Genomic DNA, 24990 nt, shown 5'->3' with positions numbered 1-24990 from the left:
GCCGTGGCAAAGCGGCAATTGTCGGTGATGGGGCGGGAACAGGTCACGCACTAATTGCTGCTACCATGGCGTTTCCCTGCGTATGAAATTTCGAGACCGTGATGAGCCAACCGTGGAGCCCTGACAGCTGGCGCGCCCTGCCGATCCAGCAACAACCGCAATACCCCGACGCCGCGCACCTGCGCCAGGTCGAGCAAACTTTGGCCAGCTACCCGCCACTGGTGTTCGCCGGCGAAGCGCGCGAGCTGCGCCGCCAGTTCGCCGAAGTCACTCAGGGTCGGGCCTTTCTGTTGCAGGGCGGCGATTGTGCAGAAAGCTTCGCCGAATTCTCCGCAGCCAAGATTCGCGACACGTTCAAAGTGTTGCTGCAAATGGCGATCGTCATGACCTTCGCCGCCGGTTGCCCGGTGGTCAAAGTCGGGCGAATGGCCGGTCAGTTCGCCAAACCGCGCTCGGCCAACGATGAGACGATTGAAGGCGTGACGCTGCCGGCTTATCGCGGCGATATCGTCAACGGCATCGGTTTCGACAAAAAGAGCCGCGTGCCCGATCCGGAACGCCTGCTGCAGTCCTATCACCAGTCCACCGCGACGCTGAATCTGCTGCGCGCCTTTGCTCAGGGCGGTTTTGCCGACCTGCATCAAGTGCACAAGTGGAACCTGGACTTCATCGCCAACTCGGCGCTGGCCGAGAAGTACAGCCACCTCGCCGACCGCATCGATGAAACCCTGGCGTTCATGCGCGCCTGCGGCATGGACAGCTCGCCGCAACTGCGCGAGACCAGTTTTTTCACCGCCCACGAGGCGCTGCTGCTGAACTACGAAGAAGCTTTCGTGCGCCGCGACAGCCTGACCAACGATTACTACGACTGCTCGGCGCACATGCTGTGGATCGGCGACCGCACCCGCCAGCTCGATGGCGCGCATGTGGAGTTCCTGCGCGGAGTGAACAACCCGATTGGCGTGAAAGTCGGCCCAAGCATGAACCCTGACGATCTGATCCGCCTGATCGATGTGCTCAACCCGGACAACGATCCCGGCCGTCTCAACCTGATCGCGCGGATGGGCGCGAACAAGGTCGGCGATCATTTGCCAGCGCTGATCCGCGCGGTGCAGCGTGAAGGCAAGCAAGTGCTGTGGAGCTCCGACCCGATGCACGGCAACACCATCAAGGCCAGCAGCGGCTACAAGACCCGCGATTTTGCGCAGATCCTTGGTGAAGTGAAGCAGTTCTTCCAGGTGCACGAAGCCGAGGGCAGCTACGCCGGCGGCATTCATATCGAGATGACCGGGCAGAACGTCACCGAATGCATCGGTGGTGCGCGGCCGATTACCGAGGATGGCTTGTCGGACCGTTATCACACCCATTGTGATCCGCGGATGAATGCTGATCAGTCGCTGGAACTGGCGTTTTTGATTGCCGAAACTTTGAAACAAGTCCGCCGCTAGACCGAGTCGCCATCTTCGCGAGCAAGCTCGCTCCCACACAGGACCTGTGGCCTACACAAAACCAATGTGGGAGCGAGCTTGCTCGCGAAGGGGCCAGCTCAGACACCCTCAACCTGCGCGAACGCGACTCTGAGCCGCGCCGCACTCTCGCGCTGACAATTGAGCTGCACCCGCGCCAGTCCCAGCCAAATCGCCATCCTGCGCAAATTCACCGCCAGCGCCAGCATGCCCTCCTCGTCCAGCCCCGGTTCTTCCTCATGCACCGCATGCACTGCCAACTGCCCCGCCGCTCGCTCGGCGCGCAGATCGACCCGTGCGGCGATCCGTTCGTTGTGCAAAAACGGCAACACGTAATAGCCATAGACCCGCTTGGGTTCCGGCGTGTAAATCTCCAGCCGATAGCGAAAATCGAACAGGCGCTCGGTGCGGCTGCGTTCCCAGATCAGCGAATCGAACGGCGACAACAGCGCACTGGCGATAACCTTGCGCGGCACCTTGGGTTGCGGCAGGCAATAGGCAATTTGCTGCCAACCGGCGACTTCGCACCTCTGCAATTGCCCCGCCTCGACCAGCTCGGCCAGGCGCGGCCGCGCATCCGTCGGGCTCAAGCGGAAATAATCACGCAGATCTTTTTCCGTACCCACGCCCAACGCCCCCGCCGCGTGCAGCAACAGTCCGCGTTGCGCCTCGGCTTCGTCGGGCATCGGCTGCTGCAGGATCGCCGCGGGGATCACCCGCTCGGGCAAATCATACAAACGCTCAAAACCGCGTCGCCCGGCCACGGTCACTTCACCGGCGGCAAACAACCATTCCAGCGCAAGCTTTTCCGCACTCCAGTCCCACCACGGGCCGGCCTTGTCTTCACGGGTCGACAGACTGCCAGCGCCCAAGGCGCCCTGCTCTTCAACCGTCGCCAGCACCCGACGAATCGTCTCTTGCTGTTCGCGACCGAACTTCGCCAGTTGCTGATAAATGTCCTCGCCGCGTCTGGCGCGCTGCATGCGCCAGCCCAGCAACGGGTACATCGACAGCGGCAGCAGCGACGCTTCATGGCCCCAGTATTCGAACAGCGTGCGCCGACGCCCCGAACTCCAGGCAGCCTGGTCGAGCAACTCAGAGGAATAGGCACCGAGACGGGAAAACAGCGGCAGGTAGTGCGAGCGCACCACGGCGTTGACGGAGTCGATTTGCAGCAGACCGAGGCGTTCGATCAGCCGGTTGAGATGGTTCGCGTTGAGGGTCGGCGGCTGGCGCCCGTTGAACCCTTGGGCAGCCAGCGCCAGACGTCGCGCCTGTTTGAGGGAAAAGGACATTGTTGCGGGCATTTATTCCTCCATGTCTGCTCGCAACCTACCTCACCTGAAAGGGGTTTGTGTAGCGATGACCTCATCATTTATGCATCGGATCGTCCCAGAACGGCCGCACCGCCTCGTGCTCAACGTCGGCACGACTGACACCGATGTCCTTCAACGCTTCGTCACTCAGACTGGCGAGCAACTCGCGTTCACGGTGCAGTTCGTACCAGCGGCTAAACTTGTGCAGCAGATCGGAAACGATATGGCCGTGGCCGGACAGCTGTTCCTGGTTCACATACTCTCTTTGACCTTTCATCGTCTTGCCTCCCTTTGTGGATGGCTCAAGTCTCGTCCCGGCGCTAAGATCAATCCAACGAATGTTTCTGATGGCATGCATCACGGAGATTCATCAATTGTCCGCCTACCCCAGTATCGATACCGATGTCCTGCGCACCTTTGTGGCGATTGCCGATCAGGGCGGATTCACCCGCGCCGGCGAGATGGTCAACCGCACGCAATCGGCGGTGAGCATGCAGATGAAGCGTCTGGAAGAAGACGTGTTGCAGCGCCAGTTGTTCGAGCGCGATGGCCGTCAGGTGCGCCTCACCGCCGAAGGCCAGGTGTTGCTCGGCTATGCGCGGCGCATCCTCAAGTTGCACAGCGAGGTATTCAACACCTTGCGCGAGCCGCACATGGTCGGCACCGTACGCATCGGCACGCCGGATGATTACGTGATGCGTTTTCTGCCGGGGATTCTCTCGCGGTTTGCGCAGTTCTATCCACTGATCCAGATCGAGGTGCATTGCGAGTCGACCAAACAGTTGCTGCAGCGCACCGATCTGGATTTGTCGATCGTCACCCGCGAGCCGGGTAACGAGATCGGCCAATTGTTGCGCAAGGAGCGATTTGTCTGGGCCGAGGCGCAGAATTTCAGCGCCCACGAACAGACCCCGTTGCCGCTGGCGATGTTCAACAGTGATTGTTTCTGCCGTTTATGGGCGTGCAATGCGCTGGACGCGATGGGCCGCGAATACCGCATCGCCTATAACAGCACCAGCCTTTCGGCGTTGATGGCCGTGGTCAGCGCGGGTCTGGCGATCACTGCGCAACTGGAGAGCCTGATCACTCCAGACATGCGCATTCTTGGCGCCGACGAGGATTTGCCGGTGCTGCCCGAGGCCAGCATTATGCTGATCCGCAATCTGAACAATCCGTCGCCGATCACTGAATGCCTGGCCGAGCACATCGTCGAAGGCTTTAAACTTTAAACGCGAGCATCACCGCACACAGCACCAGGAAACCGCAAAACAGCCCGCGCAGGAGTTTTTCCGGCATCGCGTGGGCCACTTTCACCCCCCAACTGATGCTGGCCAGACCGCCGAGGGCCAGCGGCAGTCCGATCATCCAGTCGACTTCGTGGTGCACCGCATAAGTCACCAGGGTGACGCCAGTGCTGGGTAATGCCAGCGCCAGGGACAAGCCCTGAGCGACCACCTGAGTGGTGCCGAACAGACTGGTCAGCACTGGCGTCGCCACCACTGCCCCGCCCACCCCAAACAAACCGCCCATGGTTCCCGAAGCGGCGCCGAGCACACCGAGCCACGGCCACGAGTAGCGCATTTGCGCGGTCGCCGCGGGCGTCGGGCCGAACATTTTCAACACGTTGTACGCCGACAGCGCCACCAGAAAGGCCACGAAACCGATGCGCATGGTTTGTGCGTCGATGCCCACCGCCCAGATCGAACCGAGCCAGGCGAAGCAAAAGCCCATCAGCGCCAGCGGCAGCGCATGGCGTACCTCAATGCGATTGCGCTGGTGATAACGCCACAGCGCCAGCATCACGTTCGGCACCACCATCACCAGCGCCGTGCCTTGGGCGATCTGCTGATCGAGCCCGAACCACACGCCGAGCAACGGAATGGCGATCAAGCCGCCGCCGATACCGAAAATGCCGCCGAGTGTGCCGAGCGCGGCGCCGAACAACAGGTACAACAAGAATTCCATCACCGCACATTCCTCTTCGTCAGGCTCGCCATGCTACGCAGTCGCGGCTGGCGGGGAAACGCACAGCAACGCACAATGGCTGTGCCGATTCCGCATAAGCGCCCAACACCATGAACCCCAATCAATTGACCGATCAGCTCGGGCTGTTTCTCGATGTACTGGAAAGCGGCAGTTTTTCCGCCGCCGCGCGCCGCCATCCATTAACGCCTTCGGCGGTCGCCCGACGCATCGACAATCTCGAAAGCGCGGTGGGCAGCCAGCTGTTCGTGCGCAGCACCCATGCGGTGCGCGCAACGCCGGCCGGGCTGGCCTTTGCCGAGCGCGCAAGGCGGATTGTTGCCGAGCTGCAATTGGCCCGCGCCGAAGCGGTGTCGCTGAGCAGTGCCCCCGAAGGCCTGATCCGCATCGACGCCCCCGCCGCATTCGGACGCCGTCATCTGGCGCCGATGATCGCTGACTTTCTGCTGTTATACCCGGGCCTGGATGTTCAGTTGCATTTGATCGACAGCTTTATCGACATGGACGGGGCGAACCTGGGCAAAGTCGATCTGGTCCTGCGCGCCGGGCAACTGGCCGACACGCGTCTGGTCGCCACGCCGCTGGCAAGCATCGTGCGCATTGCCTGCGCCAGCCCCGATTACCTGAAACGCCGTGGCGTGCCGAGCCATCCCGCGCAATTGAATGAACACGACGGGCTCGACTGGGACGGCCTCGCCCCGCCCTTCGCCTGGCGCTTTCAACTCGACGGGCAACTGCAGTTGCACCGTCCGGCCCGCATCCGCCTGAGCGCCAACAATGCCGAGGCGCTGGTCTGTGGCGCTTTGACCGGATTGGGTATCGCCCACCTGCCGACCTGGCTGGCCAGCGAATACCTGCTGCGCGGCGAACTGCTGCCGTTGTTCTGTGACAACGGCTTTCCCGAGGCAGAGTCCGCAGGCATTTACGCTTTGCGCATGGGCCAGCAGACCCATTCGCGCAGCCGCTTGCTGCTGGAATACCTGAAAACCCGCTTCAATCCTGTTCCTCCTTGGGACCTGGCATTGCGAAGGGATCTGGGCCGCCACTAGGCATCAGGTTCAAGGCTCTGGAAAATTATCTGGCGCATTAAAGGTTCGAGCGCTAGATTCATTGCATTACTGAACAAGGCTTGCACCATGACTTCCGAACGCGACACCTGCGACGACCTGCTGCTGGCTAACCAGGCCTGCTTCGCCCTGCACTCCACTTCGCTGATGATGACCAAGGTCTACAAGCCGCTGCTGCAAGCGCTGAACCTGACCTACCCGCAGTATCTGGCGATGATGGTGTTGTGGGAACAGGACGGTTTGACGGTCGGAGAAATCAGCACGCGCCTGCTCACCGATCCGGGCTCGCTGACGCCCCTGCTCAAGCGTCTGGAAGCAGAAGGCTTGCTTAGCCGCACACGCAGTCGCGAAGACGAGCGCGTGGTCATCGTCGAATTGACCGAGCAAGGCCGGGCCCTGCGGGACAGGGCGCAAAGCATTCCGCAGTGCATCCTCGGCGCCAGCGGTTTTACCCTGGAACGCCTGCGAAAGCTGCAAGCGGAATTGCAAGCGCTGCGCGGGCATTTGCAAGACAGCCTGAATTAAGCCCCACCACATTCCCCTGTGGGAGCGAGCCTGCTCGCGAATGCGTCCTGTCAGACAACACTTCGTTGAATGACACACCGCTTTCGCGAGCAGGCTCGCTCCCACAATTTTTTTGCGATGCCAAAATTATTCCTCACATCTAAAATCCGTCGCCAACCGCTCTAAATCAAGCCTTGCAGCCCCGTCCAACACCCTGCCACTTAATGGAAACGGATTTTTCTTAAAAATTTATCTTGCGCGCTAAACATTAGCGCTATACATTCTCCTCACACCTACTTAGCGCGCAAACAATTAGCGCACAACATCACACCAACGAGGCTCACACCATGCAAACTCTCTACACCGCAATCGCAACTTCCACTGGCGGCCGTGACGGTCGTGCGATCTCCAGCGACAACATCCTCGACGTCAAACTCGCCACGCCAAAAGAACTCGGCGGTGCTGGCGGTGCGGCGACCAACCCTGAGCAACTGTTCGCTGCCGGCTACTCGGCCTGCTTCATCGGCGCGCTGAAATTCGTTGCCAGCCAGACCAAACGCAAGATCCCCGATGACGCTTCGATCACCGCCCACGTCGGTATCGGTCAGATCCCTGGTGGCTTCGGTCTGGACATTGACCTGCACATCAGCCTGCCAGGTCTGGAACAAGCCGATGCGCAAAGCCTGGTCGACGCCGCTCACCAGGTCTGCCCGTACTCCAACGCGACCCGCGGCAACGTCGACGTCCGTCTGCACGTCACCGTGTAATCACTGAGCCCCGGCCCGAACAAGGAAAATTGAACATGAACACTTTCAGCAAAGTCTTGACCGGTACCCTTCTCGCTCTGTCCGTGCACAGCGCCTTCGCCGGTGATGTCGAACACAACACCCAGGCGTTTCTCGATGTGCTGAATGCCGGCAGCGGCAAGCCGATCGAGCAGCTGTCGCCCAAGGATGCTCGCGCCGTGCTGGTCGGCGCGCAGTCCGGGACCAAACTGACACTGCCAAACGCCGATGTCAGCGAGAAGACCATCCAGGTCGATGGCCAACCGTTGAGCCTGACCATCGTCCGGCCGGCCGGGGTCAAGGGCGAGTTGCCAGTGTTCATGTTCTTCCACGGTGGCGGCTGGGTGCTGGGGGATTTCCCGACCCACGAACGGCTGGTCCGCGATCTGGTGGCCGGTTCAGGTGCGGCGGCGGTATTCGTCAACTACACCCCGTCGCCGGAAGCGCATTACCCGGTGGCGATCAACCAGGCCTACGCCGCGACCAAGTGGGTGGCGGAACACGGCAAGGAGATCAACGTCGATGGCAAACGTCTGGCCGTGGCCGGCAACAGTGTCGGCGGCAACATGGCCGCGGTGGTTGCACTGATGGCCAAAGACAAGGGGACGCCGGCGATCAGATTCCAGGCGTTGCTGTGGCCGGTGACCGATGCCAACTTCGATACCGGTTCCTACAACCAGTATGCCGAGGGGCACTTCCTCACCCGCAACATGATGAAGTGGTTCTGGGACAGCTACACCACCGACGCCAAACAGCGTAACGAGATCTACGCCTCACCGCTGCGCGCTACCACTGCGCAACTGAAAGGTTTGCCGCCAGCACTGGTGCAAACCGCCAGCGCCGATGTATTGCGCGATGAAGGCGAAGCGTATGCGCGCAAACTCGACGAAGCCGGTGTTCCGGTAACGTCGGTGCGTTACAACGGCATGATTCACGATTACGGTTTGCTCAACGTGGTCAGCCAGGTGCCGGCGGTGCGTTCGGCGATGTTGCAGGCTTCGCAAGAGCTGAAAGAACATCTGAAATAAATACTGACCCCAATGTGGGGAGCGAGCTTGCTCGCGAAGGCGTCCGGTCAGACAACGCTTCGTTGAATGACACACCGCTTTCGCGAGCAAGCTCGCTCCCACAGGGGCTCGGGTGATCACATGAAGCACAAAAAAACCCGACTCAATGGTCGGGTTTTTTCTTTCCGTAAAAAGCAGTGCTTATTTCGCACGGCCTTTGTAGGAACCGCCTTCGCGGGTATCGATCTCGATCATGTCGCCGATTTCGATGAAGTCGGCAACCGACAGCTCGGTACCGTTCTTCAGTTTGGCAGGCTTCATCACCTTGCCCGAAGTGTCACCGCGAGCGGAACCTTCGGTGTAGTCAACCTGACGCACGATGGTGGTCGGCAGTTCTACGGAAACCAGACGCTCTTCGAAGAACACGGCTTCGCAAACGTCGGTCATGCCTTCTTCAACGAAAGGCAGAACGCTTTCGATGTCTTCGGCATTCAGCTCGTACATGGTGTAGTCAGTGGTGTCCATGAACGTGTAAGTGTCACCGCTGATGAACGACAGGGTGGCTTCTTTACGATCCAGGATCACGTCGTCCAGCTTGTCGTCCGCACCGTAAACGGTTTCGGTCTTGTAACCGGTCAGCAGGTTCTTCAGCTTGGTCTTCATGATCGCGCTGTTACGGCCCGACTTGGTGAATTCAGCTTTCTGAACCAGCCAAGGATCGTTGTCGATACGGATCACGGTACCGGGTTTGAGTTCTTTACCAGTTTTCATTGCGAATATCCGAATTTGGATGGGATTTACAAAAATCTAGGCCGCGTATCATATCCAATTTAGGTAAAACTGTACCAGCGCCGTGGCAAGATCCGCCTGCAAGCCCTGTTCCAGACACCACGCCTCGGCATTCTCCTGCAGTTCTGGCCAGTGCTTGCGAGCCGCTAGCCAGTGCTCGCCGATCGGCTGCCCGGCGCTCCAGGCGCGCCACAGACCGTTCATCGCCTCGGCAGCCGCAGGCGACAGCCCTTTGGTGTAGAGCGCGAGGAAAGCGTCGAGCTTGTCCAGATGGATGTCTTCGTCCTGCTGATAGATGTGCCAGAGCATCGGCCGCCCCGCCCATTGCGCACGCACGAACGAGTCCTCACCGCGCACGGCGTTGAAATCGCAGCACCAGAGCAAGTGATCGTATTGATCCTGACGAACGAACGGCAACACCTGCACGGTGAGCGACTGTCGTTGATGAATGGCACCGACCGTCAGCGTCTCCACCTCGAGCCAACGCGCAACATCGCCGAGAATGCGACCTTCCGGCACCAGCAAATGGGTCGGCGTGTCCGCCGCTGCCAGCACGTCGAGCCAACTGGCCAGCCCGGCATTCTCGTAGGCAAACAGCGAAATCAGTTGCGCATCAGATGCGCGATCGATGCCCAGCCCTTGCAGGAATTGTCGCTGCGCTGCGACATCCTGCTGAAACTGCCGACGCTGCTCAAGCAAGCCGCGCTCGCGCAACAGTCCGCCGGTGCCTGGCTGAAAGCCGGGGAAAAAGAAAATCTTCTGCACCGATTTGTATTTGACCGAAGGCAATCCGTGACAACCGACGACCCAGTCTTCGGCGCTCAGATAGTCAAGGTTCAGCCACAGCGGCGGCTGTTCACGCGTGGCCATGGCGTCCATGTAATCGCTGGGCAAGTTGCAGGCGAACGCGGCGATTACTACGTCAGCGGCGTCCGTGTGAACCCACTCGGCGGGCCAGTGCCGCACCTCGACGCCCTGCTGATATTGCCGCGCGGCGTCGATATCGATGGGCGGGCAGATACGTTCGAAGGCGCGCAGATCATCGACCCACAAGCGCACCGTCAGTGAATGCTCGGAGACCAGTTGCCGGGCCAGCCGCCAGGTCACGCCGATGTCGCCGAAGTTGTCGACGACGGTGCAGAAAATATCCCAGCGGGTGTTCGTTTCAGTCATTCAAGGCTCCCGTTGGCAAAAGCGCCGATTGTCCGCATAAATGCCTTCGCGCAGAAGAGCCGACGTCGATTAATCTTCGTGCGACAATCGCCACTTGCCCTCATTCATCCGCCAGGAGGCAGCCATGCCCTACCGTCCCCGTTCGCGTCGCCCCTTGCCTGTTCAGCTTAGCGCTCTGCATCTGATCGGCAGCATCGCCCTGGGCATGTGGCTGGGCTTTCTCGCCATCGCTCTGACCTGCTGGCTGCTGTCGCGGTTCATCTTTGCCGAGCAGCTTGCGCCGGTCGCGCAGGCCGTGCAGCAAATTGCCAATCCGCCTGCGGCTGTGTCTGTGCAAGCCCGGCCAGACATCCCGCCGCAGAGTCCGTTGTTCGAGCAGTACGAAGAAAACCTGCGCAAGAACGAACAGCAGGCTCGGCTGGATCAGGCGCGCGCCAATTCGCGCAACGCGTCCAACCCCAAATGCCAGTTCTGGCTGCAGCAGGACCAGACCGCGCCCAGCGAAAAGAGCCGCGCCAACGTTTTGCAATTTTGCGATTGATCATGAACAAACACATCGTCCACCAACTGATTCTCGACAAACTGCGCATTGACCTCGACATCGCCGAACGCGCTGCGCAGACCGCTTACGAAACCGCGACTCACGAAGAGAACATTGCCGAAAACAAGTACGACACGCTGGGTCTTGAGGCGTCGTATCTGGCAGCCGGGCAGGCGAAACGGGTCGAGGAGATTCGCCAGTCTCTGGCGCTGTGCCAGAACCTCACGCTGCGTGCCTACGATGAACAGCGTGGCATCGAGATCGGCGCCCTGCTCGGCCTTGAAGACGAAAAGGGCCGCGAGCAATGGCTGTTTCTGGCGCCGGATGCGGCCGGTTTGAAAGTCGACGTGGTCGGTCAGCCGATCACCGTCATCACCCCGCGCTCGCCGCTGGGCAAAAGCCTGCTGGGCAAGTTCGAGGGCGATGAGGTGGAGATTCTGGTGGCGGGCACCCGGCAACAATTCGCTGTTACCGAGGTGCTTTGAAACAGCGGATCAGTGAACCGGCAGTTCGACGCCGTCGAACAGTTCTTCCAGTTCCTGTTTGTTGTGGCACTGAATGGCCTTGGCCATGACTTCGCGGGTCAGGTGCGGGGCGAACTTCTCGATGAAGTCGCACATGAACCCACGCAGGAAGGTGCCGCGACGGAAACCGATCTTGGTCACGCTCGATTCAAACAGCTCGCTGGCGTCCAGCACTACCAGATCGTTATCGAGTTTGGTGTCGACTGCCATTTTCGCCACGATGCCCACGCCCAGACCCAGACGCACGTAGGTCTTGATCACGTCGGCGTCGGCAGCGGTGAATACCACTTTCGGCGTCAGGCCGCGATGGCTGAAGGCTTCGTCGAGTTTCGAACGGCCGGTGAAACCGAACACGTACGTCACGATCGGGTATTCGGCGAGAGCCTCGAGAGTCAGCTTCGGCAGCTTGGTCAGCGGGTGGCCCTGGGGCACGACCACGCAACGGTTCCAGCGATAGCACGGCATCATCACCAGATCGCCGAACAGCTCCAGCGCTTCGGTGGCAATGGCGAAATCGACGGTGCCGTCGGCGGCCATTTCGGCGATCTGCATCGGCGAGCCCTGATGCATGTGCAGGGCCACGTCGGGATATTGCTTGATGAAATTGCTGATCACCGGTGGCAGTGCGTAACGGGCCTGAGTGTGCGTGGTGGCGATCGACAGGGTGCCCTTCTTCTCGTTGGAGAATTCCTGAGCAATCTGCTTGATGCTTTCGACCTTGCGCAGAATCTCGCCAGCGGTGGTGATGATGCGCTCACCAGCCGGGGTGACGCGGGTCAGGTGTTTGCCGCTGCGGGCGAACACTTCGACGCCCAGTTCGTCTTCCAGCAGACGGATTTGCTTACTGATGCCCGGTTGGGAGGTGTAAAGGCTTTGGGCGGTAGCGGAAACGTTGAGGTCGTGGTGCGCCACTTCCCAGATGTAGCGCAGTTGTTGAAGCTTCATATCAATCCCTCAAAGCAGATAGACGCCACGGGCATCAGCGACGGTATATAACTATATTAATGGTTTGAAGAATAAATCTAGAACTTTTTCATCAAAGCGCCATTATTTTGCCTTAGCGATCCTCGCGCCGCCGACGCTCTACCAACGGCACCAGATAAACCGGCACCTTGGCCAATTGCAGGACCCGCGCAGCCGTCCGCCCCAACGGTGTTTCCGCGCCGACTCCGTGGCTGTGACTGCCTACGATCAGCAGATCGACAGAGAGTTTCTGCACCTGGTCGAGAATCACCTGCGACGGATCGCCCTGCAGCACGCGCACCGCACGTATGCGCTGCAGATCCAGTTCGCCATCGTCGCCGAGTTCTTCGCGAAAGCTCTCCAGCACGCGCTGCTCGATATTGGCGATGACTGTTTTCAGACCCTGGCTGTGGAATTCGTTCAATGCCTGCTCGTCGAGATAACTCTGCAACACCGATTCGGCGAACAGCCCCATCGGCTCCACCGCGTGCACCACATACAGATCGGCATTGAACGTGCGCGCCAGCGCCAGGGCATGCTGCATCACGAACGGGGCGTACAGACCGAGGTCAGTGGCATACAGCATCGAACGAATCATATGACCTCCTCGCAAGCCAACATGGCGGAGATTGATTCAGCTTAGCAGTGCCTTGACGAGAACGACGGGCGAGGCAACGTCTTGAGCCAAAGGGCTTTAAATCGACGGTTCGTTGCTGATGCCGTGGGGCACATGGCCGGTGGCGACCACTTCGCGGGCCAGTTCACAATGCCCGGTCTGATCGTCGAAGAACACGTCGGCGGCGAACGCTTCGAGGAACGCCGATTTGGTCAGACCGCCGAGAAACAGCGATTCATCGAGACGGATGTCCCACTCGCGCAAGGTGCGGATGACCCGCTCGTGGGCCGGCGCCGATCGCGCGGTGACCAGCGCGGTGCGGATCGGGCAGTCATCGTCGGGAAACTCGCGCTGGAGCAGATTGAGCGCCGCCAGAAAGCCCTTGAACGGGCCGCCGCGCAACGGCTCGCGCGCCGACTCGCGTTCCTTGGCCTGAAACGCTGCGAGGCCGCCGGACTGATAAACGCGCTCCGACTCGTCGGAAAAGATCACCGCGTCGCCGTCAAAAGCGATGCGCAATTCATCACTGGCAGCACGGCTGGCGCCGCCGGACAAAATCGTCGCAGCGGCAAAACCGGCGTCCAGCGCAGCGCGCACATCCTCGGCATGGGTGGACAGAAACAGGTCGCAGCCAAAGGCTTTCAGATAAGGATAAGGACTGCGCCCACCAACGAACGCCGCTCGGGAAATCGCCAGACCATAATGATGGATCGAGTTGAATACGCGCAGCCCGGTATCGGCGCTGTTGCGCGAAACAAGGATCACTTCGACCCGCGCGCGGCCGAGGCGGCTGTTGAGGCTCAGCAGCTTTTCCACCAGTGGGAAGGCATCACCGGGCGCAAGAATCTCGTCTTCGTGTTCGATCTGATATTGCCGATAGGCCTCAACGCCACTCGACAGGTAGACCTTGTGGCTTTCGCTCAGGTCGAACAAGGCGCGTGACGAAATCGCCAGCACCAGTTTGTCATCGATGTTGTTGGCCATGTTTCCCCCAGAGCGACCGGTTAAAGGTTGCGTCGGTCGATAAATCCTAAAGTGCGGTACAGCGATTCGATGCGCGGCAGTTCGCAGCCTGCCGCTTTCGCGACTGCCAATGGCCGAGCATAGATCGCTTCCAGCTCCATTGGCCGCTTGTGTAAAAAGTCGTGGTACATGCTTGGCCAATAGTCGGGCATTTTCTCGGTCATGCTGAACAGGTAATCAGCGTAGCCCGGCGGCATGTCGTGGCCACAGGCCTTGGCGCCCCGCACCACTTCGACCATCAGCGCCTGGATCAACGCGCGGCTGTCGGCATCGGCCATCAGCGCGCTGGTACCGGCACCGAGCAACACCGAAAGCCCATTGTAGGGGATGTTCCAAACCAGTTTCTGCCAGCGTGCCTGATGCAGATCGGGCATCGCCTGGGAATCGATGCCGGCAACGCGAAACAGCCCGGCGCCCTCCTCGACAATCGCCATGCGCGCCAGCTCATCAATGGCCGGGCCGCTGTGGTAACCGATGTTCACCGCGCCCAAGGCTTGATGAGTGACCACGCCGGGGCCTTCGCGATGGACGCAGATCAGGCACAAGCCGCCCAACAGATGCAGGGCGTCGGGGAGCAATGGGCGCAAGCTGTCTTCGACGTCGAGGCCGTTCTGCAGCAACAGCACTTTTGCGTCTGGCTTGGCCGCCTCGATAATCGCCGGCGCCAGGTCGGCGTTGCTGGTGGTTTTGGCGCCGACCAGCAACCAGTCGCACTTGGGCATGTCGGCGGCGGCGCAATAGGCCTGCGCCGGATGCAGCGTCAGCGGGCCATGCACGGCGCTGTTGACCTGCAAGCCGCGTTCAGCCACTGCTGAAAACTCGCTGCGCAACAAAAAGTGCACATCGTAGCCGGCGCGCGCCAGCATCACTCCGTAAAAGCCACCAATCGCCCCGGTGCCGATAATCCCCACCACGGGTTTATGCACTGCCCCCATCACGGCAACTCCTCTGCAGTTCGATTCAGCGCCTGCGCCAGTGCTGCGTTGAGCGCATCGGCGGTCAGGCGCGTGTGCAATGCGCCAAAGAACTCGCCGTCGCGCACCACGAACAGCGCCGGCAAATGAAACACCTGATAACGCTCGACCAGTCCGCCGTTGTCGCCGGCATCGATCCAGCACAGTCGATCGACTGCCAGTGGCAGCCCCGGCAACACTTCGCGGGCATAGCGGCAACTGGCGCAACCGACACTGGTGAACATCACCAGGGAAACGCCGCTCATCGCCAACAGGCGCTGGTCGGCGTCGAAATCGGTCAGTTCGGATTCGACCACTATACTGGGGGAAACAATGTCAGAAGGCCGACACAGGGAGTCTGTGCTCATGGGACGTTTCATTCCTCATCCGGACGAAGTGCCGGTCGAATTGACGTTACTCAAGCCTGAATGCATTTCCAGACAACAGCTGCACACTATCAGCCTCGGCGGCATTGCTTGCAATTACCACCGCGCGTGGCGCCATGGCACGGCCCTGCAGGTGCGCATGCCAAGCGTGAATGCCGACCTGTGTTATCCGGGCTATGTGGCGTGGTGCCTGCGCCGCAAGAAAGGCTATCTTGTGGGCATCGCGTTCACCGACGAGCAGACGCTGTTCAGTGCGCGAATGGGCGAGCAGGTGTGTCAGATCGAGCGTTTCTATCGCATGAAAAACAGCCACGACGATCTGCAGGATATTCAGGCACTGGCCCTGCAATGGGTTGAGCAGCATGCTGACGAGTTCTCCCATGACACCGTGCGCAAGGCTTTTATGCCGCCGACATTGGACTAAAGCGCCGTTTGCCCATTGTCGAGCAGCGCCCGACGCGCTAAGGTTCGGCTCCCCCGACGCGCTAAATCTGCTGTGCCCCGCCGCGCGGGGATCGCTGGCGGCCGGCACCCGTGACCTGACGAGTAAACGATGGCTGATTTACCGATCAACGACCTGAACGTCGCCTCTAACGAGACCCTGATCACTCCCGATCAGCTCAAGCGTGATATCCCTCTGAGCGACGCCGCCCTGCGCACCGTCACCAAGGGCCGCGAAGTCATTCGCAACATTCTCGATGGCACCGACCACCGTCTGTTCGTCGTGATCGGCCCGTGCTCGATCCACGACATCAAGGCCGCCCACGAATACGCCGATCGCCTCAAGGTGCTGGCCGAAGAAGTGTCCGACACCCTGTATCTGGTCATGCGCGTGTACTTCGAAAAGCCGCGCACCACCGTGGGCTGGAAAGGCCTGATCAACGACCCGTACCTGGACGACTCGTTCAAGATTCAGGACGGCCTGCACATCGGTCGTCAGTTGTTGCTGGATCTGGCCGAGAAAGGCCTGCCGACCGCCACCGAAGCCCTCGACCCGATCTCGCCGCAGTACTTGCAGGACCTGATCAGCTGGTCGGCGATTGGCGCGCGCACGACCGAATCGCAGACCCACCGGGAAATGGCTTCCGGACTGTCCTCGGCGGTCGGCTTCAAGAACGGAACCGATGGCGGCCTGACCGTGGCGATCAACGCCCTGCAGTCGGTGTCGAGCCCGCACCGCTTCCTCGGTATCAACCAGGAAGGCGGCGTGTCGATCGTCACCACCAAAGGCAATGCCTACGGTCACGTGGTGCTGCGCGGCGGTAACGGCAAGCCGAACTACGACTCGGTCAGCGTCGCCCTGTGCGAGCAGGCGCTGAACAAGGCGAAGATCAAGCCGAACATCATGGTCGATTGCAGCCACGCCAACTCCAACAAGGACCCGGCCCTGCAACCGCTGGTGATGGAAAACGTCGCCAACCAGATTCTCGAAGGCAACCAGTCGATCATCGGTCTGATGGTCGAGAGCCATCTGAACTGGGGCTGCCAGGCGATTCCGAAAGACCTCGCCGATCTGCAATACGGCGTGTCGATCACCGACGCCTGCATCGATTGGTCCGCCACCGAGACCACCCTGCGCAGCATGCACGCCAAGCTCAAGGACGTGTTGCCGAAACGTCAGCGCACCTGATCGACGTTTCGCGGGCATAAAAAAACGCCGGGCAGTGCCCGGCGTTTTTGTGTGTGCGGTTCAGATCTTCGCGGCGCGGCGCTGGTGACGCTCCATGTAGCGCTCGACGTAGGAACACGACGGGATCACCGTGTAGCCCATTTCTTCAGCGTAATTCAACGCACTTTCGGTCAGCGCGGCAGCAACGCCACGGCCACGTAATGCGTTGGGCACAAACGTGCGGTAGATATCCAGGGTCTGTTTACCCAGATCCATATAGGTCAGGTAGGCACGATGACCGTCCACGATGGTCTCGAACTGATGACCAGCCTGGTCATGGTGGATGGACAACGCCTCGCTCATCACTACTCCTCGCGGGTCTTGGATTGTGACCCCTACCTTACCGATGTTTTCCCGGCGAAGGAACATCTACGCCGCCCCGTGCCTGACGGACACCGAGAAGAGCCACACCGATCTCGCGCACCCTGACACCTGATAAATAGTAGGCACCATTGGCGGTAATGCTCAAGATGCGCTCGTCATCGAGCGCGTTGCACAGGGTGGCTCCCGGGGGACGCAGGACAGTCGCGGAAGAAGATCTTCGCGGGCCGCTCAGCTGAACATTGCCGGTTGTTGAGACTTGAGACGTGCAACCTTTTATAAAGTCACCTGAACATCAAAAAGATACGCCAGGCCGCTCACAGAAACGGAACAAAAGTATGGACGAATTCATTTAGACAGACTTTAGCCGAAGACGCGAAAAGAGCATCACGGGCAGGGAACTTTTTCTGATCAAGTCGCTCGGGGCGGGGCTTGCAGCTGGATGTTTTTTATACAGCGCAGTTAAAAGTTGCTCGAAAAAGAATCAACGCCTACAATTTTTTTTGCTTCTTGCGCTACGTCAGTTTACTTACTACAAGTAATGGGTAGTATGTACGCCGGCTATTTCCTCAATCGTGAGGAGACAGCCACTTAATTTGAAAGTCCTTGAAGGGGAACACGATGAACAACGTTCTGAAATTCTCTGCTCTGGCTCTGGCCGCAGTTCTGGCTACCGGTTGCAGCAGCGCATCGAAAGAAACCGAAGCACGTCTGACCGCTACTGAAGACGCAGCTGCTCGCTCCCAGGCTCGTGCAGACGAAGCTTACCGTAAAGCTGATGAAGCTCTGGCTGCTGCTCAAAAAGCACAACAGACTGCTGACGAAGCTAACGAGCGTGCTCTGCGCATGCTGGAAAAAGCTAGCCGCAAGTAATAATCCCTCGGGATTGTTATCGAGCCGACCCATTTTTTGGGTCGGCTTTTTTGTGCGCGGAGCTTTTGTCCGGGCAATAAAAAACCCGCCGACGCGGCACGCATCGGCGGGTTGCTGAGCGGAGCTTATTGCAGGTCGATCGGCGTGCTGGTAACCATCGGCGCCGGGGCGTTGGATGGCGTAGCGATCTCCACCGGCAGGCCATCTTCGGCAGCGACTACGTCGCGCACTACATCCCAGTCCATGCGCAGGTTGCTGGTGATGTCTTCACGCTTGAGCATCGCGTTGATCACCGCGGTGTGCTTGTCGACCACCGACGGGTTGCCCTTGTCGTCCAGCGGCGTGTGCGCCTCCAGATAGACCTTGCCGCCACTGCGACCGAACTTGTACGGGTCGTTGATGATCCGCACCGAGGTGCCGACCGGCACCATGCCAGCCATTTCCAGCACGTTGTTGTTGAACATGCGGAAGCAGCCGTGGCTGGTGCGCATGCCGATACCGAATTTCTTGTTGGAACCGTGAATCAGGTAACCCGGCGTGCCGAGGGTGAACTTGAACGGCCCCAGCGGGTTGTCCGGGCCGGCCGGTACCACGTTGGGCAGCGGATCACCATCAGCGGCGTGTTCGGCCTTGATCGAAGCTGGCGGCGTCCAGGTCGGATTCGGCGTCTTGGCAATGATCGAGGTATGCGCGATCGGCGAGCCCCAGCCTTCCCGGCCGATACCCAGCGGGAACGTGTAAACCACGTTGCGACCTTTCGGGTAGTAATAGAGACGGTATTCGGCGAGATTGATGACGATGCCTTCGCGCGGGCCCGGCGGCAGGATGAAACGCGTTGGCAGAACGATCTCGGTGCCGGCGCCCGGCAGCCAGGCGTCGATGCCCGGGTTGGCCGCGACCATTTCCGAATAGCCCAAATCGTAGGTGGTACCCAGATCGGCAAACGTATCTTCGTACCTGGCCTTGATCACCTGCACCTGGCCGACGATGTCTTCGCCGGGCGGTGGCAGGGGAAGCTCCAATGCAGCAACGGGACCGGCCACACACAGGGCGGCAAGTGACAGGCAGCGGGTGACGGCAGGAAAGCGCGGCAACATCCGGAAAATCCTTCGCATGATCATCAAGGGTATAAGCGCGCGATTGTACACCGCGGCACGGGAATTCGGGGAGGTAGCGCCGCTATAGGCGACAGGGTGCGTTCAGGGTGGGAGCGAACCTGCTCGCGAAAGCCGTGTGTCAGCAACGAAAATGTCAGCTGCCGAGGCCCCTTCGCTCGCACATTTTGATTCTCAGCGTTCAGAGCTCGAAACGCAGCTCCGGCCAGATCGGCGAAGTGCCGCGCTTCTGCGATTCCAGAATGGCCCGGCACAGTGAACACAGGCGCTGATCCTGAAACACCCGGCGATCCACGCTCGACCAGCGTGGTTGCGCCGGCAACAGACTGCCGCACAGGGTGCGATCGACCGAGCCACCGAGTTCGAGCTGACGGGTCACCAGATGCACCCGCACTTCCTGGCAGGCGAACAGATCCAGCTGTTCGTCAGGCTCGATCAGTTGGTAGGCGAACAGGGACCAGGCAGGACGCGGCATCGGGGCCTCCGAATAAGGGGGCGCCACATTAGCCGAAAGCCTGCCGCTAGAAAAGCCTCATAACAGCGGTTTTAGCGTCGGCCAGACATTTTCCAGCAACTTGCCCTGAGCCCCGGCTGCCGGGTGCAGACCGTCGGCCTGCATCAGGTCCGGATGGCCGCCGACACCGTTTAGAAAAAACGGCACCAACGGGACCTTTTTATCCTCAGCGAGCTTGCCGTAAACCTCGGCAAACGCATCGGTGTAACGCTTCCCGTAATTGGGCGGCAATTGCATACCGAGCAACAGCACCTTGGCGCCCACCTGGCGAGCGCTGTCGATCATCGAGGCAAGATTTTGTTGCAATTGCATTGGCGGCATTCCACGCAGGCCGTCATTGCCACCCAGCTCGAGGATGACCAGCGCAGGCTTATGCTCTGCAAGCAGCGCAGGCAGCCGCGCCTGGCCTCCGGCGCTGGTGTCGCCGCTGATGGAGGCATTGACCACTTTGTCGTCGAAACCCTCCTGTTTGAGCCGTTGCTCTAGCAACGATACCCACCCCAGGCGGGTATCCAGCCCGAAACCGGCGCTGATACTATCGCCAACGATCAGGACCGTACCCGCCGCTGCGTTCTGGGCCATGCACATCAAGGCCAGGCCAGCACTCAAAAACCACACTCGCATCGGATTCTCCATGGGCGCAAGCATTCTCACCGCGAAGGACCTCAGCAAAGTGGTAGCCAGCGCGGAAGGTGAACTGACTATCCTGCACGAACTCAGCCTGGAACTGAACAAGGGCGACAGCCTGGCCATCGTCGGCGCCTCCGGTTCGGGCAAATCCACCCTCCTCGGTCTGCTCGCCGGCCTCGATCTGCCGAGCAGCGGCGAAGTAATGCTCGCCGGGCAAGGTCTGAGCAATCTCGACGAAGATCAGCGCGCGCGCATTCGCGCCGAGCACGTGGGTTTCGTCTTCCAGTCGTTTCAATTGCTCGACAGCCTCAATGCGCTGGAAAACGTCATGCTGCCGCTGGAACTCGATGGCCGCAAAGATGCGCGTGAGCGGGCTACGCAATTGCTCGAGCGCGTCGGTCTCGGCCAGCGCCTGACCCACTCGCCGCGCCAGCTCTCCGGCGGTGAACAACAACGCGTGGCCATCGCCCGCGCCTTCGCCGCCGAACCCGACGTGCTGTTCGCCGACGAACCGACCGGCAATCTCGACAGCCACACCGGCGAGCGCATCAGCGATCTGCTGTTCGAGCTGAACAAGGAACGCGGCACGACCCTGGTGCTGGTGACCCACGACGAACGCCTGGCCCATCGTTGCCGGCGCTTGATCCGTCTTGAAGCCGGGCGACTGGTCGCCCCTCTGGAGCCTTGATGGTGCGCCTGCCGCTGTTGCGTCTGTGCAGTCTCGCGATACGCCAGCTGTTGCGCGATGCCCGCGCCGGCGAGTTGCGCGTGTTGTTTTTTGCGTTGGTAGTGGCCGTGGCGGCAAGTACCGCCATCGGCTACTTCGGTGCCCGCCTGAATGGCGCGATGACCCTGCGCGCCACCGAATTTCTCGGCGCCGATCTGGTGCTGGAGGGCAGCTCACCGGCCCGGGAAGAGCAGATCAGGAGCGGCACTGAACTGCGCCTGCAGCATGCGCAGGTGGTGGAATTCTCCAGTGTTGTCGCAACCGATAACGGCATTCAGTTGTCGAGCATCAAGGCCGTCGACCGCGCCTATCCGTTGCGCGGCGAACTGAAAAGCGCTGCCGCACCCTTCGCGCCCGAAGAAGTGGGCGGCGAACCGCAACCCGGCGAAGCCTGGGTCGAGGCACGCCTGCTGACTGCACTGGATCTGAAAATCGGCGACAGCATCGACGTCGGCATGAAATCCCTGAAGCTGGCGCGAGTCCTGACCTACGAGCCGGATCGCGCCGGCAACTTCTACAGCCTGACGCCGCGAGTGATGATCAACCTCGACGACCTCGACGCTACAGGCGTGGTGCAACCCGGCAGCCGGGTCAGTTACCGCGAACTGTGGCGCGGTGAACCGCAGGCGCTGGAAACCTATCGGCAACTGATCAAGCCCGGGCTCGCCGCCAACCAGCGGATTCAGGATGCTCGCGATGGTAACCGGCAGATCGGCGGCGCATTGGGCAAAGCCGAGCGTTATCTGAACATGGCCAGTCTGGTCGCGGTGTTGCTGGCCGGGGTGGCGGTGGCGCTGTCGGCCAATCGTTTCGCCAGTCGCCGTTTCGACGCCAGCGCGCTGCTACGCTGTCTCGGCCTGTCGCGGCGCGAAACGATGCTGTTGTTCAGTATTCAACTGACGGTCCTCGGCCTGCTCGCCGCCCTCAGCGGTGCGCTGCTGGGCTGGCTGGCGCAACTGGGCCTGTTCGCATTGCTGCATGATTTGCTGCCGACCGATGTGCCACCGGGCGGGCTGTTCCCGGCGATTGCAGGGATCGGCACCGGGTTGGTCGCACTGGCCGGGTTTGCCTTGCCGCCGCTGGCCGCATTGGGTCGCGTGCCGCCGCTGCGGGTACTGCGCCGGGACATGCTGCCGATTCCGTCGAGTACCTGGATGGTCTACGGCGCTGCATTGGGCGCATTGGGCCTGATCATGTGGCGGCTGAGCCTGGATCTGTTGCTGACGTTCGCTCTGCTCGGCGGCGGTGTAGTGGCGGCACTGGTCCTGGGCGGCTTGCTGTTATTGCTGCTGCAAAGCCTGCGGCGCATGCTCGCCCGTGCCTCATTGCCGTGGCGCCTGGGCTTGGGACAACTGCTGCGTCATCCGCTGGCGGCGGCGGGTCAGTCACTGGCATTCGGTCTGATTCTGCTGTCGATGGCCTTGATCGCCCTGCTGCGCGGCGAACTGCTCGACACTTGGCAGAACCAGTTGCCGAAAAACGCGCCGAACTATTTCGCGCTGAATATCCTCCCGGGCGACAAACAAGCCTTTACCGATCACCTGATCAAAGTCTCTGCACAAGCCGCGCCACTCTATCCGGTCGTGCCGGGACGCCTGATCAGCATCAACGGTGAGGCGGTGCAGCAGATCGTCAGCAAGGATTCGGCGGGGGATCGCGCGATTCAACGGGATTTGAGCCTGACCTGGGCGGCAGACTTGCCGGCCGGCAACAAGCTCACCGCCGGTGAATGGTGGAAGGATCAGCCCGGCGACGACGTGCCGGGTGTCTCGGTCGAAGGCAAAGTCGCCGAAAGCCTGAAGCTCAAACTCGGCGATCACATGGTGTTCAGCGTTGGCGGGGTTAACCGTGAAGCGCGAGTGACCAGCCTGCGCGAGATCAATTGGGACAACTTCCAGCCAAACTTCTTCATGATCTTCCAGCCTGGCACCTTGAAGGATCTGCCGGCGACGTACCTGACCAGCTTCTATCTGGCGCCGGGTCATGATCAGCAGATCGTCGAACTGTCGCGGACCTTCCCGGCGGTAACGATTCTTCAGGTCGAGGCGTTGCTCGAGCAACTGCGCAGCATCCTCGCCCAGGTCACTCTGGCGGTGGAATACGTGTTGTTGTTCGTTCTGGCGGCGGGAATGGCGGTGTTGTTTTCCGGCTTGCAGGCAACGCTGGATGAACGCATTCGCCAAGGCGCATTGTTGCGGGCGCTGGGGGCCGAGCGGCAATTGTTGATCAAGGCGCGGCGCATCGAATTCGGCCTGCTGGGTGCGGTCAGCGGTTTGCTCGCGGCCATCGGTTCGGAAGTGGTGAGCCTGGTGCTGTATCGCTTTGCCTTCGACCTGCCGTGGCATCCGCATCCGTGGTTGCTGGTGCTGCCACTGATCGGCGCAGTGCTGATCGGCGGTGCGGGTGTGTTCGGCACTCGTCGTGCGCTGAACGCAAGCCCCCTGACAGTGTTGCGCGAGGGTTGATAGACTCCGGCGGTCTCTATCACAAGAAGTTGCCATGAGCCGTTATCGCCCTCCCCGCACTGCCGGCACCGCGCTGATCACCCCAGAAGGTGAAGCGCGGATGCGCGCCGAATTCCATGAGTTGTGGCACGTGCGCCGCCCGCAAGTGACACAAGCGGTCAGTGAGGCAGCAGCGCAAGGCGATCGGTCGGAAAACGCCGAGTACACCTACGGCAAGAAAATGCTCCGCGAGATCGACAGTCGCGTGCGCTTTTTGACCAAGCGCCTGGAAGCACTGAAAGTCGTCAGCGAAAAACCCAGCGATCCGAACAAGGTCTACTTCGGCGCCTGGGTGACCATCGAAGACGACGACGGCAAGCAATCGCGCTACCGCATCGTCGGCCCGGATGAACTGGACCTGAAACTCGGTCTGATCAGCATCGACTCGCCGCTGGCCCGCGCCTTGATCGGCAAGGCGCTGGACGCGGAAGTCCGGGTACAGACGCCGACGGGCGAGCAGTTGGTCTACATCGTCGAGATTGAATATCCGTAAAGCGCTTCAGCGCCGAGTGATCAGACCCTGCCGCGCAACGCGGGTCAGTTGCCTGATCATTTCTGGCGCCTCTTCTGCGCTGGGCGCCTGAATCACCGCCAGATCGAAACTGTCGCTGGCAAACCGCGCCAGCGACTCGCCGTCGTCGACAAACTGAATCAGGAACGCGGCCGGACCGCCGCTGCGACGTGGCCAGCCATCGAGATAACGCAACAGCGTCGGCTGGTGTTTGCCGCCAAGCAGAATTTTTGGATTGCGCTGGGTGATATGCGCCGTGATCGGTGCGGGACGTGCTGGAGGGCGTAGTGCATTCATCGTGTCGTGTCTCTGCCTCAAAAGTCTGCATGGCAGGTGAGAGGCAACACCGAACCAGCGCTTTAGCGGTATTTCGAAGCCCTGTTCCGCTTCTGACGGCAACTGATTGAGTCACCTGGCGCCCCGCAAGTAGCTGTTTAAATCGGCGCATGAGCAACATCCTAGATAACGTGACCGACCAGTGTCAAGAATCGCCCGCAACAAAAAAGGCCCGCACAATGCGGGCCTTTGCCTTGAGTTAGAGCGCTCAACCGGCGATGGCGCGATCCGCCGAGAGTTTGCCGGCGCCTTCGATCAGCACCGCGATGCTGCCGGCCAGCAAGGCCAGGGCGAACTCGTAACCGTTGTTGGCCATGAACAGACCGTTGCCGATGTGCACCGAGAAGATCGCGACCAGCGAAAGGAACGCCAGACCCAGCGCCGCCGGACGGGTCAGCAGGCCGATGATCAGCGCCAGACCGGCGAAGAATTCGGTGCCGCCGGCAAGTGTCGCCATCAGGTAGCCTGGAGTCAGGCCGATGCTTTCCATCCATTGGGCAGTGCCCGCCAGACCGTAACCACCGAACAGGCCGAACAGCTTCTGCGAACCGTGCGCGGCGAAGATCACGCCGACAACGATGCGCAGGACAGTCAGGCCGTAGCCGGCGCGGGTGAACAATACTTTGTTGATCAGAGAGCTCATGGGGCGTTCCTTGTTGTTGCAAGAGGTTGTATGTGTTGGTTGGTCGCTATA

At 60.6% G+C, this 24990-nt stretch carries 30 protein-coding genes; 14 read left to right on the top strand and 16 right to left on the bottom strand.

Annotated elements, in window-relative coordinates; genetic code table 11:
- The first annotated feature begins 101 nt into the window (after positions 1-101).
- Positions 102-1448, top strand: coding sequence for a class II 3-deoxy-7-phosphoheptulonate synthase (locus V6F91_RS20345; protein ID WP_332767550.1), 1347 nt, complete (start codon positions 102-104; stop codon positions 1446-1448).
- Between the two features lie 98 nt (positions 1449-1546).
- Here the strand turns inward: V6F91_RS20345 and V6F91_RS20340 are convergent, their stop codons facing one another.
- A complete protein-coding gene (locus tag V6F91_RS20340; protein ID WP_332767548.1) occupies positions 1547-2773 on the bottom strand; it encodes a winged helix-turn-helix domain-containing protein in 1227 nt (408 codons plus the stop codon).
- A 64-nt stretch (positions 2774-2837) separates the two neighbouring features.
- Positions 2838-3059: a DUF1127 domain-containing protein gene (locus tag V6F91_RS20335; protein ID WP_090284949.1), complete on the bottom strand. Its 222-nt coding sequence runs from the start codon at positions 3057-3059 to the stop codon at positions 2838-2840.
- 97 nt (positions 3060-3156) lie between these two features.
- Between V6F91_RS20335 and V6F91_RS20330 the strand changes: the two genes are divergently transcribed.
- Entirely contained in the window at positions 3157-4011 is an 855-nt protein-coding gene (locus V6F91_RS20330) for a LysR substrate-binding domain-containing protein (RefSeq protein WP_332767708.1), read from the top strand.
- On the opposite strand, the gene V6F91_RS20325 is transcribed toward V6F91_RS20330, so the two are convergent.
- Positions 4001-4750 carry a sulfite exporter TauE/SafE family protein gene (locus V6F91_RS20325; protein ID WP_332767545.1) on the bottom strand — a complete coding sequence of 250 codons (750 nt, stop codon included), beginning with the start codon at positions 4748-4750 and terminating at the stop codon, positions 4001-4003. The two genes, V6F91_RS20330 and V6F91_RS20325, sit on opposite strands and share 11 nt — an antisense overlap.
- Before the next feature lie 107 nt (positions 4751-4857).
- On the opposite strand from V6F91_RS20325, the gene V6F91_RS20320 reads away from it, so the two are divergent.
- The 4 genes from V6F91_RS20320 to V6F91_RS20305 all read left to right on the top strand — a co-directional run bounded on the left by V6F91_RS20320 (position 4858) and on the right by V6F91_RS20305 (position 8149).
- Positions 4858-5814, top strand: a complete 957-nt coding sequence (locus V6F91_RS20320; RefSeq protein ID WP_332767543.1) for a LysR family transcriptional regulator — start codon at positions 4858-4860, stop codon at positions 5812-5814.
- A gap of 87 nt (positions 5815-5901) precedes the next feature.
- Positions 5902-6357, top strand: coding sequence for a MarR family transcriptional regulator (locus V6F91_RS20315; protein ID WP_332767541.1), 456 nt, complete (start codon positions 5902-5904; stop codon positions 6355-6357).
- 326 nt (positions 6358-6683) lie between these two features.
- Complete coding sequence (locus V6F91_RS20310) at positions 6684-7103, top strand: organic hydroperoxide resistance protein (protein ID WP_034155242.1); 420 nt, start codon at positions 6684-6686, stop codon at positions 7101-7103.
- Between the two features lie 35 nt (positions 7104-7138).
- A complete protein-coding gene (locus V6F91_RS20305) occupies positions 7139-8149 on the top strand; it encodes an alpha/beta hydrolase (protein ID WP_332767538.1) in 1011 nt (336 codons plus the stop codon).
- Positions 8150-8329: 180 nt separating this feature from the next.
- Here V6F91_RS20305 and V6F91_RS20300 read toward each other — a convergent pair whose 3' ends face one another.
- Both V6F91_RS20300 and earP read right to left on the bottom strand, forming a co-directional pair.
- Positions 8330-8899, bottom strand: coding sequence for an elongation factor P (locus tag V6F91_RS20300; RefSeq protein ID WP_003226785.1), 570 nt, complete (start codon positions 8897-8899; stop codon positions 8330-8332).
- Positions 8900-8947: 48 nt separating this feature from the next.
- Complete coding sequence (gene earP, locus V6F91_RS20295; protein ID WP_332767535.1) at positions 8948-10090, bottom strand: elongation factor P maturation arginine rhamnosyltransferase EarP; 1143 nt, start codon at positions 10088-10090, stop codon at positions 8948-8950.
- A 124-nt stretch (positions 10091-10214) separates the two neighbouring features.
- Between earP and V6F91_RS20290 the strand changes: the two genes are divergently transcribed.
- Positions 10215-10631 (top strand): hypothetical protein, encoded by a 417-nt coding sequence (locus tag V6F91_RS20290; RefSeq protein WP_332767533.1) that lies wholly within the window; start codon positions 10215-10217, stop codon positions 10629-10631.
- Positions 10632-10633: 2 nt separating this feature from the next.
- Positions 10634-11116, top strand: coding sequence for a transcription elongation factor GreAB (locus tag V6F91_RS20285; RefSeq protein ID WP_332767531.1), 483 nt, complete (start codon positions 10634-10636; stop codon positions 11114-11116).
- A gap of 9 nt (positions 11117-11125) precedes the next feature.
- Here V6F91_RS20285 and cysB read toward each other — a convergent pair whose 3' ends face one another.
- The 5 genes from cysB to V6F91_RS20260 all read right to left on the bottom strand — a co-directional run bounded on the left by cysB (position 11126) and on the right by V6F91_RS20260 (position 15078).
- Positions 11126-12100 (bottom strand): HTH-type transcriptional regulator CysB, encoded by a 975-nt coding sequence (gene cysB, locus V6F91_RS20280; RefSeq protein WP_003183769.1) that lies wholly within the window; start codon positions 12098-12100, stop codon positions 11126-11128.
- A gap of 112 nt (positions 12101-12212) precedes the next feature.
- Positions 12213-12716 (bottom strand): universal stress protein, encoded by a 504-nt coding sequence (locus V6F91_RS20275; RefSeq protein ID WP_090284968.1) that lies wholly within the window; start codon positions 12714-12716, stop codon positions 12213-12215.
- A 96-nt stretch (positions 12717-12812) separates the two neighbouring features.
- Positions 12813-13718, bottom strand: a complete 906-nt coding sequence (locus V6F91_RS20270) for a 5'-nucleotidase (RefSeq protein WP_332767527.1) — start codon at positions 13716-13718, stop codon at positions 12813-12815.
- A gap of 20 nt (positions 13719-13738) precedes the next feature.
- Positions 13739-14695 carry a putative 2-dehydropantoate 2-reductase gene (locus V6F91_RS20265; RefSeq protein ID WP_332767525.1) on the bottom strand — a complete coding sequence of 319 codons (957 nt, stop codon included), beginning with the start codon at positions 14693-14695 and terminating at the stop codon, positions 13739-13741.
- Positions 14692-15078 carry a thioredoxin family protein gene (locus V6F91_RS20260; RefSeq protein ID WP_093099687.1) on the bottom strand — a complete coding sequence of 129 codons (387 nt, stop codon included), beginning with the start codon at positions 15076-15078 and terminating at the stop codon, positions 14692-14694. The genes V6F91_RS20265 and V6F91_RS20260 overlap by 4 nt, the downstream gene beginning before the upstream one ends.
- Here V6F91_RS20260 and V6F91_RS20255 point away from each other — a divergent pair.
- Both V6F91_RS20255 and V6F91_RS20250 read left to right on the top strand, forming a co-directional pair.
- Positions 15077-15520, top strand: coding sequence for a PilZ domain-containing protein (locus tag V6F91_RS20255; protein WP_332767522.1), 444 nt, complete (start codon positions 15077-15079; stop codon positions 15518-15520). The two genes, V6F91_RS20260 and V6F91_RS20255, sit on opposite strands and share 2 nt — an antisense overlap.
- Before the next feature lie 129 nt (positions 15521-15649).
- Entirely contained in the window at positions 15650-16726 is a 1077-nt protein-coding gene (locus V6F91_RS20250) for a 3-deoxy-7-phosphoheptulonate synthase (RefSeq protein ID WP_090284978.1), read from the top strand.
- 60 nt (positions 16727-16786) lie between these two features.
- Here the strand turns inward: V6F91_RS20250 and V6F91_RS20245 are convergent, their stop codons facing one another.
- A complete protein-coding gene (locus V6F91_RS20245; protein ID WP_332767519.1) occupies positions 16787-17068 on the bottom strand; it encodes a GNAT family N-acetyltransferase in 282 nt (93 codons plus the stop codon).
- Between the two features lie 639 nt (positions 17069-17707).
- On the opposite strand from V6F91_RS20245, the gene oprI reads away from it, so the two are divergent.
- The gene (gene oprI / locus V6F91_RS20240) at positions 17708-17959 is read left to right on the top strand and encodes an outer membrane lipoprotei OprI (RefSeq protein ID WP_003183784.1); all 252 of its coding nucleotides are present in this window, start codon (positions 17708-17710) and stop codon (positions 17957-17959) included.
- A 125-nt stretch (positions 17960-18084) separates the two neighbouring features.
- On the opposite strand, the gene V6F91_RS20235 is transcribed toward oprI, so the two are convergent.
- From V6F91_RS20235 to V6F91_RS20225, 3 genes are all read right to left on the bottom strand, one after another.
- Positions 18085-19056, bottom strand: coding sequence for a L,D-transpeptidase family protein (locus tag V6F91_RS20235; RefSeq protein ID WP_332767516.1), 972 nt, complete (start codon positions 19054-19056; stop codon positions 18085-18087).
- 199 nt (positions 19057-19255) lie between these two features.
- Entirely contained in the window at positions 19256-19549 is a 294-nt protein-coding gene (locus V6F91_RS20230; protein ID WP_065257112.1) for a hypothetical protein, read from the bottom strand.
- A 57-nt stretch (positions 19550-19606) separates the two neighbouring features.
- Positions 19607-20212, bottom strand: a complete 606-nt coding sequence (locus V6F91_RS20225) for an arylesterase (RefSeq protein ID WP_332767512.1) — start codon at positions 20210-20212, stop codon at positions 19607-19609.
- Positions 20213-20222: 10 nt separating this feature from the next.
- On the opposite strand from V6F91_RS20225, the gene V6F91_RS20220 reads away from it, so the two are divergent.
- Genes V6F91_RS20220 through greB form a run of 3 tightly spaced genes read left to right on the top strand, consistent with a single transcriptional unit; the run spans position 20223 to position 23942 of the window.
- Positions 20223-20906, top strand: a complete 684-nt coding sequence (locus V6F91_RS20220; RefSeq protein ID WP_332767510.1) for an ABC transporter ATP-binding protein — start codon at positions 20223-20225, stop codon at positions 20904-20906.
- The gene (locus tag V6F91_RS20215) at positions 20906-23410 is read left to right on the top strand and encodes an ABC transporter permease (protein WP_332767508.1); all 2505 of its coding nucleotides are present in this window, start codon (positions 20906-20908) and stop codon (positions 23408-23410) included. Before V6F91_RS20220 ends, V6F91_RS20215 begins: the two co-directional genes overlap by 1 nt.
- 34 nt (positions 23411-23444) lie before the next feature.
- Positions 23445-23942 carry a transcription elongation factor GreB gene (greB, locus tag V6F91_RS20210; RefSeq protein ID WP_332767506.1) on the top strand — a complete coding sequence of 166 codons (498 nt, stop codon included), beginning with the start codon at positions 23445-23447 and terminating at the stop codon, positions 23940-23942.
- A gap of 6 nt (positions 23943-23948) precedes the next feature.
- Here the strand turns inward: greB and V6F91_RS20205 are convergent, their stop codons facing one another.
- Complete coding sequence (locus tag V6F91_RS20205) at positions 23949-24257, bottom strand: class I SAM-dependent methyltransferase (RefSeq protein ID WP_332767504.1); 309 nt, start codon at positions 24255-24257, stop codon at positions 23949-23951.
- A 247-nt stretch (positions 24258-24504) separates the two neighbouring features.
- On the bottom strand, positions 24505-24939 hold the full coding sequence (locus V6F91_RS20200) for a DoxX family protein (protein WP_093099599.1): 435 nt from the start codon (positions 24937-24939) through the stop codon (positions 24505-24507).
- Between the last annotated feature and the right edge of the window lie 51 nt (positions 24940-24990).

Origin of the sequence: Pseudomonas koreensis (genome assembly GCF_036668835.1) — a bacterium.
GTDB classification, from domain to species: Bacteria; Pseudomonadota; Gammaproteobacteria; order Pseudomonadales; family Pseudomonadaceae; genus Aquipseudomonas; species Aquipseudomonas koreensis_I.
This window is presented reverse-complemented; position numbering and strand designations above follow the sequence as displayed.

Excerpts from the sequence above, each read along its gene's own strand:
- V6F91_RS20220 (WP_332767510.1), top strand. The coding sequence starts at position 20,223 with ATGGGCGCAAGCATTCTCACCGCGAAGGACCTCAGCAAAGTGGTAGCC.
- V6F91_RS20260 (WP_093099687.1), bottom strand. The coding sequence starts at position 15,078 with ATGAGCACAGACTCCCTGTGTCGGCCTTCTGACATTGTTTCCCCCAGT.
- cysB (WP_003183769.1), bottom strand. The coding sequence starts at position 12,100 with ATGAAGCTTCAACAACTGCGCTACATCTGGGAAGTGGCGCACCACGAC.
- V6F91_RS20200 (WP_093099599.1), bottom strand. The coding sequence starts at position 24,939 with ATGAGCTCTCTGATCAACAAAGTATTGTTCACCCGCGCCGGCTACGGC.
- V6F91_RS20340 (WP_332767548.1), bottom strand. The coding sequence starts at position 2,773 with ATGCCCGCAACAATGTCCTTTTCCCTCAAACAGGCGCGACGTCTGGCG.
- V6F91_RS20245 (WP_332767519.1), bottom strand. The coding sequence starts at position 17,068 with ATGAGCGAGGCGTTGTCCATCCACCATGACCAGGCTGGTCATCAGTTC.
- V6F91_RS20305 (WP_332767538.1), top strand. The coding sequence starts at position 7,139 with ATGAACACTTTCAGCAAAGTCTTGACCGGTACCCTTCTCGCTCTGTCC.
- V6F91_RS20345 (WP_332767550.1), top strand. The coding sequence starts at position 102 with ATGAGCCAACCGTGGAGCCCTGACAGCTGGCGCGCCCTGCCGATCCAG.
- V6F91_RS20315 (WP_332767541.1), top strand. The coding sequence starts at position 5,902 with ATGACTTCCGAACGCGACACCTGCGACGACCTGCTGCTGGCTAACCAG.
- V6F91_RS20225 (WP_332767512.1), bottom strand. The coding sequence starts at position 20,212 with ATGCGAGTGTGGTTTTTGAGTGCTGGCCTGGCCTTGATGTGCATGGCC.
- greB (WP_332767506.1), top strand. The coding sequence starts at position 23,445 with ATGAGCCGTTATCGCCCTCCCCGCACTGCCGGCACCGCGCTGATCACC.
- V6F91_RS20250 (WP_090284978.1), top strand. The coding sequence starts at position 15,650 with ATGGCTGATTTACCGATCAACGACCTGAACGTCGCCTCTAACGAGACC.
- V6F91_RS20205 (WP_332767504.1), bottom strand. The coding sequence starts at position 24,257 with ATGAATGCACTACGCCCTCCAGCACGTCCCGCACCGATCACGGCGCAT.
- V6F91_RS20235 (WP_332767516.1), bottom strand. The coding sequence starts at position 19,056 with ATGTTGCCGCGCTTTCCTGCCGTCACCCGCTGCCTGTCACTTGCCGCC.
- V6F91_RS20310 (WP_034155242.1), top strand. The coding sequence starts at position 6,684 with ATGCAAACTCTCTACACCGCAATCGCAACTTCCACTGGCGGCCGTGAC.
- V6F91_RS20320 (WP_332767543.1), top strand. The coding sequence starts at position 4,858 with ATGAACCCCAATCAATTGACCGATCAGCTCGGGCTGTTTCTCGATGTA.
- oprI (WP_003183784.1), top strand. The coding sequence starts at position 17,708 with ATGAACAACGTTCTGAAATTCTCTGCTCTGGCTCTGGCCGCAGTTCTG.
- V6F91_RS20215 (WP_332767508.1), top strand. The coding sequence starts at position 20,906 with ATGGTGCGCCTGCCGCTGTTGCGTCTGTGCAGTCTCGCGATACGCCAG.
- V6F91_RS20300 (WP_003226785.1), bottom strand. The coding sequence starts at position 8,899 with ATGAAAACTGGTAAAGAACTCAAACCCGGTACCGTGATCCGTATCGAC.
- V6F91_RS20230 (WP_065257112.1), bottom strand. The coding sequence starts at position 19,549 with ATGCCGCGTCCTGCCTGGTCCCTGTTCGCCTACCAACTGATCGAGCCT.
- V6F91_RS20270 (WP_332767527.1), bottom strand. The coding sequence starts at position 13,718 with ATGGCCAACAACATCGATGACAAACTGGTGCTGGCGATTTCGTCACGC.
- V6F91_RS20290 (WP_332767533.1), top strand. The coding sequence starts at position 10,215 with ATGCCCTACCGTCCCCGTTCGCGTCGCCCCTTGCCTGTTCAGCTTAGC.
- earP (WP_332767535.1), bottom strand. The coding sequence starts at position 10,090 with ATGACTGAAACGAACACCCGCTGGGATATTTTCTGCACCGTCGTCGAC.
- V6F91_RS20255 (WP_332767522.1), top strand. The coding sequence starts at position 15,077 with ATGGGACGTTTCATTCCTCATCCGGACGAAGTGCCGGTCGAATTGACG.
- V6F91_RS20335 (WP_090284949.1), bottom strand. The coding sequence starts at position 3,059 with ATGAAAGGTCAAAGAGAGTATGTGAACCAGGAACAGCTGTCCGGCCAC.
- V6F91_RS20285 (WP_332767531.1), top strand. The coding sequence starts at position 10,634 with ATGAACAAACACATCGTCCACCAACTGATTCTCGACAAACTGCGCATT.
- V6F91_RS20275 (WP_090284968.1), bottom strand. The coding sequence starts at position 12,716 with ATGATTCGTTCGATGCTGTATGCCACTGACCTCGGTCTGTACGCCCCG.